General features: G+C 52.8%; 13 protein-coding genes. All 13 read right to left on the bottom strand.

Annotation, left to right across the window (positions count from 1 at the left end; translation table 11 throughout):
- Window positions 1-487: 487 nt before the first annotated feature.
- Window positions 488-715 (bottom strand): hypothetical protein, encoded by a 228-nt coding sequence (locus tag OKC41_RS14570; RefSeq protein WP_270672115.1) that lies wholly within the window; start codon window positions 713-715, stop codon window positions 488-490.
- Window positions 712-1,095, bottom strand: coding sequence for a 50S ribosomal protein L17 (gene rplQ / locus OKC41_RS14565; protein WP_005307999.1), 384 nt, complete (start codon window positions 1,093-1,095; stop codon window positions 712-714). The genes OKC41_RS14570 and rplQ overlap by 4 nt, the downstream gene beginning before the upstream one ends.
- A gap of 43 nt (window positions 1,096-1,138) precedes the next feature.
- Window positions 1,139-2,128: a DNA-directed RNA polymerase subunit alpha gene (gene rpoA, locus OKC41_RS14560; protein WP_005307997.1), complete on the bottom strand. Its 990-nt coding sequence runs from the start codon at window positions 2,126-2,128 to the stop codon at window positions 1,139-1,141.
- Window positions 2,129-2,153: 25 nt separating this feature from the next.
- Entirely contained in the window at window positions 2,154-2,774 is a 621-nt protein-coding gene (gene rpsD, locus OKC41_RS14555; RefSeq protein ID WP_010672568.1) for a 30S ribosomal protein S4, read from the bottom strand.
- 39 nt (window positions 2,775-2,813) lie between these two features.
- Window positions 2,814-3,203 (bottom strand): 30S ribosomal protein S11, encoded by a 390-nt coding sequence (gene rpsK / locus OKC41_RS14550; protein ID WP_005319702.1) that lies wholly within the window; start codon window positions 3,201-3,203, stop codon window positions 2,814-2,816.
- A 14-nt stretch (window positions 3,204-3,217) separates the two neighbouring features.
- Complete coding sequence (rpsM, locus tag OKC41_RS14545) at window positions 3,218-3,574, bottom strand: 30S ribosomal protein S13 (RefSeq protein WP_005307991.1); 357 nt, start codon at window positions 3,572-3,574, stop codon at window positions 3,218-3,220.
- A gap of 139 nt (window positions 3,575-3,713) precedes the next feature.
- Entirely contained in the window at window positions 3,714-3,827 is a 114-nt protein-coding gene (rpmJ, locus tag OKC41_RS14540) for a 50S ribosomal protein L36 (protein ID WP_005319705.1), read from the bottom strand.
- Between the two features lie 27 nt (window positions 3,828-3,854).
- Window positions 3,855-5,183, bottom strand: a complete 1,329-nt coding sequence (gene secY, locus OKC41_RS14535; protein WP_010672567.1) for a preprotein translocase subunit SecY — start codon at window positions 5,181-5,183, stop codon at window positions 3,855-3,857.
- An 8-nt stretch (window positions 5,184-5,191) separates the two neighbouring features.
- A complete protein-coding gene (gene rplO, locus OKC41_RS14530) occupies window positions 5,192-5,629 on the bottom strand; it encodes a 50S ribosomal protein L15 (protein WP_005307987.1) in 438 nt (145 codons plus the stop codon).
- A 2-nt stretch (window positions 5,630-5,631) separates the two neighbouring features.
- Window positions 5,632-5,811 carry a 50S ribosomal protein L30 gene (gene rpmD / locus OKC41_RS14525; protein WP_005307985.1) on the bottom strand — a complete coding sequence of 60 codons (180 nt, stop codon included), beginning with the start codon at window positions 5,809-5,811 and terminating at the stop codon, window positions 5,632-5,634.
- A gap of 6 nt (window positions 5,812-5,817) precedes the next feature.
- Window positions 5,818-6,318 carry a 30S ribosomal protein S5 gene (gene rpsE / locus OKC41_RS14520; protein ID WP_005340605.1) on the bottom strand — a complete coding sequence of 167 codons (501 nt, stop codon included), beginning with the start codon at window positions 6,316-6,318 and terminating at the stop codon, window positions 5,818-5,820.
- Between the two features lie 14 nt (window positions 6,319-6,332).
- Window positions 6,333-6,686 carry a 50S ribosomal protein L18 gene (rplR, locus tag OKC41_RS14515; RefSeq protein WP_010672566.1) on the bottom strand — a complete coding sequence of 118 codons (354 nt, stop codon included), beginning with the start codon at window positions 6,684-6,686 and terminating at the stop codon, window positions 6,333-6,335.
- A 9-nt stretch (window positions 6,687-6,695) separates the two neighbouring features.
- A complete protein-coding gene (rplF, locus tag OKC41_RS14510; RefSeq protein ID WP_010672565.1) occupies window positions 6,696-7,229 on the bottom strand; it encodes a 50S ribosomal protein L6 in 534 nt (177 codons plus the stop codon).
- Window positions 7,230-7,237: the final 8 nt, after the last annotated feature.

The raw sequence follows: 7,237 nt of genomic DNA, 5'->3' as shown, positions 1-7,237 counted from the left end.
TGATATCAAAAATTGTTTTTGATGCTCGATGCTGTGAGTGCCCACACAGATTGCTTGATTCAAATTGTTAAAGAGCGACGCAGCTTTTGGCTGCTGCGGGAGTGGCATTCTACTCAACCGCCTTCTCGAGTCAAGCCTTATTTTTACAGGCTTTTCGAGGCTATCGACTCAGGCTTTGCGTTGCCGCTTGCCCTGTCGATGGAGGCGCATTATAGGGAGCGAATTCGTTCTGGCAACCCCTCCTCTGCAATAAAATTGCAAAAATCGGCACTTTTTTAGTTATTCATATCCAAGCACAGCTTTTATACAACCTTATCCACAGAAACAAGTCCTCAACGGCACTATAGCCGCCACACTCCATGACTCATGGCCTACTTATACGACAAATGAAGGATGACATTGCCCTACTCTGGACTATGCAACAGAACCCCTGTCGTTTAGGCAGAGATAAACGACTTAAATATAGAGACTATTGAAAAATCATCTCTCACTTACAAAACGAGGCAGTAAAGGCAGTAAAGGCAGTAAAGGCAGTAAAGGCAGTAAAGGCAGTAAAGGCAGTAAAGGCAGTAAAGGCAGTAAAGGCAGTAAAGGCAGTAAAGGCAGTAAAGGCAGTAAAGGCAGTAAAGGCAGTAAAGGCAGTAAAGGCAGTAAAGGCAGTATCAGAATCCACTAAAAGAAAAGCCGGGACAAGCCCGGCTTTTTCTTTTATCACTCAGCAGCTGCTTCAGCAGCGGCCGGGCGGTCTACCAGCTCAATGTAAGCCATAGGAGCGTTGTCGCCAGCACGGAAACCGCATTTCAGAATGCGAGTATAACCGCCGGCGCGCTCCAGGTAGCGCGGGCCCAGTTCATTGAACAGCTTAGCCACGATCGCGTTATCGCGAGTACGGGCAAATGCCAGGCGACGATTAGCTACGCTATCAGTCTTGGCAAGGGTGATCAGCGGTTCAACTACACGACGCAGCTCTTTTGCCTTAGGCAGAGTCGTCTTGATGATCTCATGACGAACCAGGGAGCTGGCCATGTTGCGGAACATAGCCTGACGATGGCTGCTGTTCCGGTTCAGTTGACGACCACTCAAACGATGGCGCATGACCTTATCCTTCTAACTAAATCTGTGAAACCCGTAATCTGGATTACTCGTCAGCGATGCTGGCGGGCGGCCAGTTCTCAAGGCGCATGCCAAGAGACAGACCACGGGAGGCCAACACGTCCTTGATCTCAGTCAGGGACTTCTTACCGAGGTTAGGAGTCTTAAGCAACTCAACTTCGGTACGCTGTACCAGATCACCAATATAGTGGATAGCTTCTGCCTTCAGACAGTTCGCTGAACGAACTGTCAGCTCCAAATCATCGACAGGACGCAGCAGAATCGGATCAAACTCGGGTTTCTCTTCTTTCTTCTCGGGCACGCTGACATCGCGCAGATCCACGAAGGCTTCCAGTTGCTCTGCCAGAATAGTGGCGGAACGACGGATGGCTTCTTCCGGATCCAGAGTACCATTGGTCTCCATGTCGATAACCAGCTTGTCCAAGTCGGTGCGCTGTTCCACACGTGCCGCCTCGACATTGTAGGCGATGCGAACGATGGGGCTGAACGCGGAGTCCAGCAGCAGGCGACCGATGGGACGCTCTTCATCATCGTTGTGAACACGAGCAGAAGCAGGCACATAACCACGACCGCGCTGAACTTTCAGGCGCATGCTGATCTCAGCATTTGCACCAGTCAGGTGGCAGATTACGTGCTCCGGGTTTACGATCTCGACTTCATCACCGTGAGTGATATCACCAGCGGTAACGGGGCCTGTTCCAGACTTGGTCAGGGACAGAGTTACCTCGTCCTTGCCTTCCAGCTTCACAGCGATACCTTTCAGGTTGAGCAGGATTTCAAGAATGTCTTCCTGTACACCTTCTTTGCTGCTGTACTCGTGCAGTACTCCGTCGATCTCGACTTCAGTAACCGCACAACCGGGCATAGATGACAGCAAAATACGACGCAGGGCATTGCCCAGCGTATGGCCAAAGCCACGCTCAAGCGGCTCGAGAGTCACTTTCGCGTGAGTCGGGCTAACTTGCTCGATGTCAACTAGCCGCGGTTTAAGAAAATCTGTTACAGAACCCAGCATTGTGTCCTCTCTTTAGAAGCTAGCTTTACTTGGAGTAAAGCTCGACGATCAGCTGTTCGTTAATGTCGGCAGACAGGTCGGAACGCTCCGGCAGGCGCTTGAAGGCACCTTCCATCTTAGCAGCGTCAACCTCTACCCAAGTCGGCTTCTCGCGCTGACCAGCAACTTCCAGGGAAGCTTTGATACGCGCTTGCTTCTTAGCCTTCTCGCGAACGCAGATCACGTCCTCAGGGGATACCTGGAAAGAAGGAACATTCACAACGCGGCCGTTTACCATGATGGCTTTGTGGCTCACCAGCTGACGAGATTCAGCACGAGTGGCGCCGAAGCCCATGCGGTAGACGACGTTGTCCAGACGACCTTCCAGCAGCTGCAACAGGTTTTCACCGGTGTTACCCTTTTGACGGGCAGCGTCGCGGTAGTAGTTGCGGAACTGTTTTTCCAATACGCCGTAGATACGACGTACTTTTTGTTTCTCGCGCAGTTGCACACCGTAGTCGGACAGACGCGCTTTACGCGCACCGTGTTGACCAGGAACGGTGTCAATCTTGCACTTAGAATCAATCGCACGAACACCAGACTTCAGGAAGAGGTCGGTGCCCTCACGACGGCTAAGCTTAAGCTTAGGACCGATATATCTTGCCATCTTCTTTCTCCAACAATCCTAGACCAAGTAGCTACAGCGTTACACGCGGCGCTTCTTGGGAGGACGACAACCGTTGTGCGGGATCGGAGTCACATCAGTAATGTTAGTGATGCGGAAACCAGCCGCGTTCAGAGCGCGGATGGAAGACTCACGACCGGGACCCGGACCTTTGACCATGACTTCCAGGTTCTTCACGCCGTATTCTTTGGCGATCTCACCAGCACGCTCAGCAGCTACCTGGGCAGCAAACGGAGTGGACTTACGGGAACCACGGAAACCGGAACCACCAGAGGTAGCCCAAGACAGAGCATTGCCCTGACGGTCAGTAATGGTCACGATTGTGTTGTTGAAAGATGCATGAACGTGCGCAATACCGTCGCTCACTTGCTTTTTAACGCGCTTGCGAGCACGAGTCGGAGTTTTAGCCATTTTCTACCTTCCCGTTACTTCTTGATAGCCTTGCGCGGACCCTTACGGGTACGAGCGTTGGTCTTGGTACGTTGACCACGAACAGGCAGGCTACGACGGTGACGCAAACCACGGTAGCAACCCAGATCCATCAATCGCTTGATGTTCATGGAAATCTGACGACGCAGGTCACCTTCGACGGTGAATTTACCTACTTGTTCACGCAGACTCTCGATCTGAGCTTCGTCCAGGTCTTTAATTTTCACATTCTCAGCGATACCGGCTGCGGCACAGATGGCCTTGGAGCGGGTACGACCGACGCCATAAATAGCAGTCAACGCAATGACTGCATGTTTATGGTCAGGAATGTTAATGCCAGCGATACGGGCCACTATTCACTCCTACATATAGTAGATAACGACCACCACAAAGCCCGTGAGCGGATACGTGGCGGTCAACCAATACACAACAAAAGTTGGCTGGCTATATTAGCCAGCACAACTATTTGTTGCAAGTACTAACCGTAAAAAATTAGCCTTGGCGCTGTTTATGCTTTGGCTCGCTGCAAATCACACGCACCACACCGTGACGCTTGATGATTTTGCAGTTACGGCAGATTGCCTTAACGGAAGCACGAACTTTCATTGCTTAACTCCGTAACTACGCCGACCTTTAGCGGCCGTAGCCCTTCAGGTTGGCCTTCCTCAGGACGTCGCCATATTGATGAGACATCATATGGGTCTGAACCTGAGCCATGAAGTCCATGATAACTACCACGATAATCAGCAGCGAGGTGCCACCGAAGTAGAACTGTACGTTCCAGGCAGTCATCAGGAACTGGGGTACCAGACAGATAAAGGTAATATAGAGCGCACCTGCCAATGTCAGGCGAGTCATAACCTTATCGATGTAACGTGCTGTCTGCTCGCCCGGGCGGATCCCCGGGATAAAGGCTCCACTCTTCTTCAGGTTATCTGCTGTCTCGCGGGGGTTGAACACCAGCGCGGTATAGAAGAAGCAGAAGAAGATAATGGCTGCTGCATAGAGCATCTCGTACAAGGGCTGACCCGGCTGCAGGACCATAGAGACCTGTTGCAGGATGTCAGCGATCTTGCCCTCGCCCTGACCAAACCAGGAGGTAATGGTACCCGGGAAGAGGATGATGCTGGATGCGAAAATCGCAGGAATCACACCGGCCATATTCACTTTCAACGGCAGGTGTGTGCTTTGCGCAGCGAATACCTGGCGGCCTTGTTGACGCTTGGCATAGTTAACGACGATACGACGCTGACCACGCTCCACGAACACCACAAAGTAAGTCACAGCGAAAACAATCAAGCCCAGCAACAACAACAGCAGGATGTGCAATTCCCCTTGACGTGCCTGTTCGGCCGTAGCGCCAATGGCATGAGGCAGACCGGCGACGATACCTGTGAAGATAATCAACGAGATACCATTACCAATCCCACGCTCGGTAATCTGTTCACCCAACCACATCAAGAACATGGTACCGGTGACCAGACTCACAACGGCTGTGAAATAGAAGCCCAAACCCGGATGAGTCACGAGTCCTTGCATCATATTCGGCAGACCGGTTGCAATACCAATGGCCTGGAACGTTCCCAAAACCAGCGTGCCCCAACGGGTATATTGGCTAATCTTGCGACGGCCGGATTCACCTTCTTTCTTGAGTTCAGCAAGAGCAGGGTGAACCACAGTCAGCAACTGGATAATGATCGACGCCGAAATGTACGGCATGATCCCCAGTGCAAGAATAGAAGCACGCGAGAGTGCACCACCACTGAACATGTTGAACATCTCAATGATGGTGCCCTTCTGTTGTTGGAACAACTCGGCCAGTACGGCGGCGTCAATACCAGGGATCGGCACATAAGAGCCTGCACGGAACACGATAATTGCCCCGAGAACGAAGAGCAGACGGCTCTTCAGTTCGCTCAGACCACCTTGTGCTTTAACATCCAATCCTGGTTTCTTAGCCATTGTACTGATTATTCCTCGATTTTACCGCCAGCGGCCTCGATGGCTGCACGTGCACCCTTGGTGACGGACAGACCACGAACGGTCACAGCACGGTCAATGTTGCCAGACAGAACAACTTTAGCAAACACGATGTTTTTGGTAATAACACCGGCTTGCTTCAGAGTGCTCACGTCGACCACATCACCTTCTACCAGGGCGATTTCATTCAGGCGCACTTCGGCAGAAACCAAAGATTTGCGAGAGAAGAAACCGAACTTCGGCAGACGGATTTTTAAAGGCATCTGGCCGCCTTCGAAACCGTTGCGGACCTTGCCGCCACCGGAACGAGAGGTCTGACCTTTAACACCACGACCACCGGTCTTGCCCAGACCAGAACCGATACCACGGCCCGGACGGTGCTTGACGCGCTTGGAGCCAGCGGCCGGAGACAGAGTATTCAGACGCATGCTTAGCCCTCCACCTTAACCATGTAATAAACCTGGTTGATCATGCCGCGTACGCAGGGAGTATCTTCCAGCTCAACGGTGTGACCAATGCGACGCAGACCCAGACCACGCAGAGTCGCCTTGTGCTTTGGCAGACGGCCGATAGAGCTGCGAGTTTGAGTTACTTTTACAGTGTTAGCCATGTCGCATTACCCCAGAATTTCTTCAACGCGCAGACCACGCTTGGCCGCGATCTGTTCCGGTGATTGACCGTGAACCAGAGCGTCGACAGTTGCGCGAACAACGTTGATTGGGTTGGTGGAACCGTAGGTCTTGGCCAGCACGTTGTGGATACCAGCAACTTCCAGTACGGCACGCATGGCGCCGCCTGCAATGATACCAGTACCTTGGGAGGCCGGCTTCATGAACACGGTGGAGCCAGAGTGAACGCCACGCACCGGGTGGTGCAGGGTGCCGTTGTTCAGCTCAACCTTGTTCAGGTTACGCTTAGCCTGTTCCATCGCCTTTTGAATGGCGGCCGGAACTTCACGGGCCTTACCGTAACCGTAACCTACACGGCCGTTACCATCACCCACCACGGTCAACGCGGTGAAGGACATGATACGACCACCTTTAACAGTTTTCGAAACACGGTTTACTGCAATGAGCTTTTCTTGCAGTTCGCCGGCTTGAGATTCGACTTTAGCCATCTTCGACTCCTAGCTTAGAACTGAAGACCAGCGTCACGAGCAGCGGCAGCCAGAGCGGCTACACGACCGTGATACTTGAAACCGGAACGATCGAAAGATACGTTCTGAACGCCTTTGGCAATAGCACGCTCAGCGATAGCCTTACCTACAGCGGTAGCAGCATCTGCGTTACCGGTGTATTTCAGAGCTTCACTGATGGCTTTCTCTACTGTGGAAGCAGAGGCCAGAACTTCGGAACCGTTGGCTGCAATAACCTGCGCATAGATATGACGCGGGGTACGGTGAACAACCAGACGGGTAGCTCCCAGTTCCTGCATCTTTTTCCGAGCACGAGTAGCACGACGGAGACGAGCTGCTTTCTTGTCCATAGTGTTACCTTACTTCTTCTTAGCTTCTTTAGTACGCACTTGCTCGTTGGCATAGCGTACACCCTTGCCCTTGTAGGGCTCCGGAGCGCGGTAAGCACGGATATCGGCGGCGACTTGGCCAACCAGCTGCTTGTCCACACCACGCAGAACGATCTCGGTGGCGGACGGACATTCAGCGGTGACACCAGCCGGCAGCGCATGCTCTACCGGGTGAGAGAAGCCCAGTGCCAGCGCAACAGCATTGCCCTTGATGGAGGCTTTGTAACCTACACCAACCAGCTGCAGCTTGCGCTCGAAGCCTTGGGTAACACCGACTACCATGTTGTTGACCAATGCACGGGCAGTACCGGCCTGAGCGTCAGCACCAGCGATGCCGTCGCGCGGGGCGAACTTCAGTACATTGTCTTCTTTGGTCACTTCTACACCGGCGTGGATGGAACGAACCAGGGAACCCTTGCCACCTTTGATGGACAGTTCTTGGCCGTTCAGAGTCACCTCTACGCCAGCAGGAATAGTGACGGGTGCCTTAGCAACGCGAGACATTTCCGACC

Source organism: Aeromonas sp. QDB17 (assembly GCF_027705305.1).
GTDB classification, from domain to species: Bacteria; Pseudomonadota; Gammaproteobacteria; order Enterobacterales; family Aeromonadaceae; genus Aeromonas; species Aeromonas caviae.
The sequence above is the reverse complement of the archived record's forward strand: the minus strand, read 5'-3'. Positions and strand labels throughout refer to the sequence as shown.

Excerpts from the sequence above, each read along its gene's own strand:
- rplQ (WP_005307999.1), bottom strand. The coding sequence starts at position 1,095 with ATGCGCCATCGTTTGAGTGGTCGTCAACTGAACCGGAACAGCAGCCAT.
- rpoA (WP_005307997.1), bottom strand. The coding sequence starts at position 2,128 with ATGCTGGGTTCTGTAACAGATTTTCTTAAACCGCGGCTAGTTGACATC.
- rpsD (WP_010672568.1), bottom strand. The coding sequence starts at position 2,774 with ATGGCAAGATATATCGGTCCTAAGCTTAAGCTTAGCCGTCGTGAGGGC.
- rpsK (WP_005319702.1), bottom strand. The coding sequence starts at position 3,203 with ATGGCTAAAACTCCGACTCGTGCTCGCAAGCGCGTTAAAAAGCAAGTG.
- rpmJ (WP_005319705.1), bottom strand. The coding sequence starts at position 3,827 with ATGAAAGTTCGTGCTTCCGTTAAGGCAATCTGCCGTAACTGCAAAATC.
- secY (WP_010672567.1), bottom strand. The coding sequence starts at position 5,183 with ATGGCTAAGAAACCAGGATTGGATGTTAAAGCACAAGGTGGTCTGAGC.
- rplO (WP_005307987.1), bottom strand. The coding sequence starts at position 5,629 with ATGCGTCTGAATACTCTGTCTCCGGCCGCTGGCTCCAAGCGCGTCAAG.
- rpmD (WP_005307985.1), bottom strand. The coding sequence starts at position 5,811 with ATGGCTAACACTGTAAAAGTAACTCAAACTCGCAGCTCTATCGGCCGT.
- rpsE (WP_005340605.1), bottom strand. The coding sequence starts at position 6,318 with ATGGCTAAAGTCGAATCTCAAGCCGGCGAACTGCAAGAAAAGCTCATT.
- rplR (WP_010672566.1), bottom strand. The coding sequence starts at position 6,686 with ATGGACAAGAAAGCAGCTCGTCTCCGTCGTGCTACTCGTGCTCGGAAA.
- rplF (WP_010672565.1), bottom strand. The coding sequence starts at position 7,229 with ATGTCTCGCGTTGCTAAGGCACCCGTCACTATTCCTGCTGGCGTAGAG.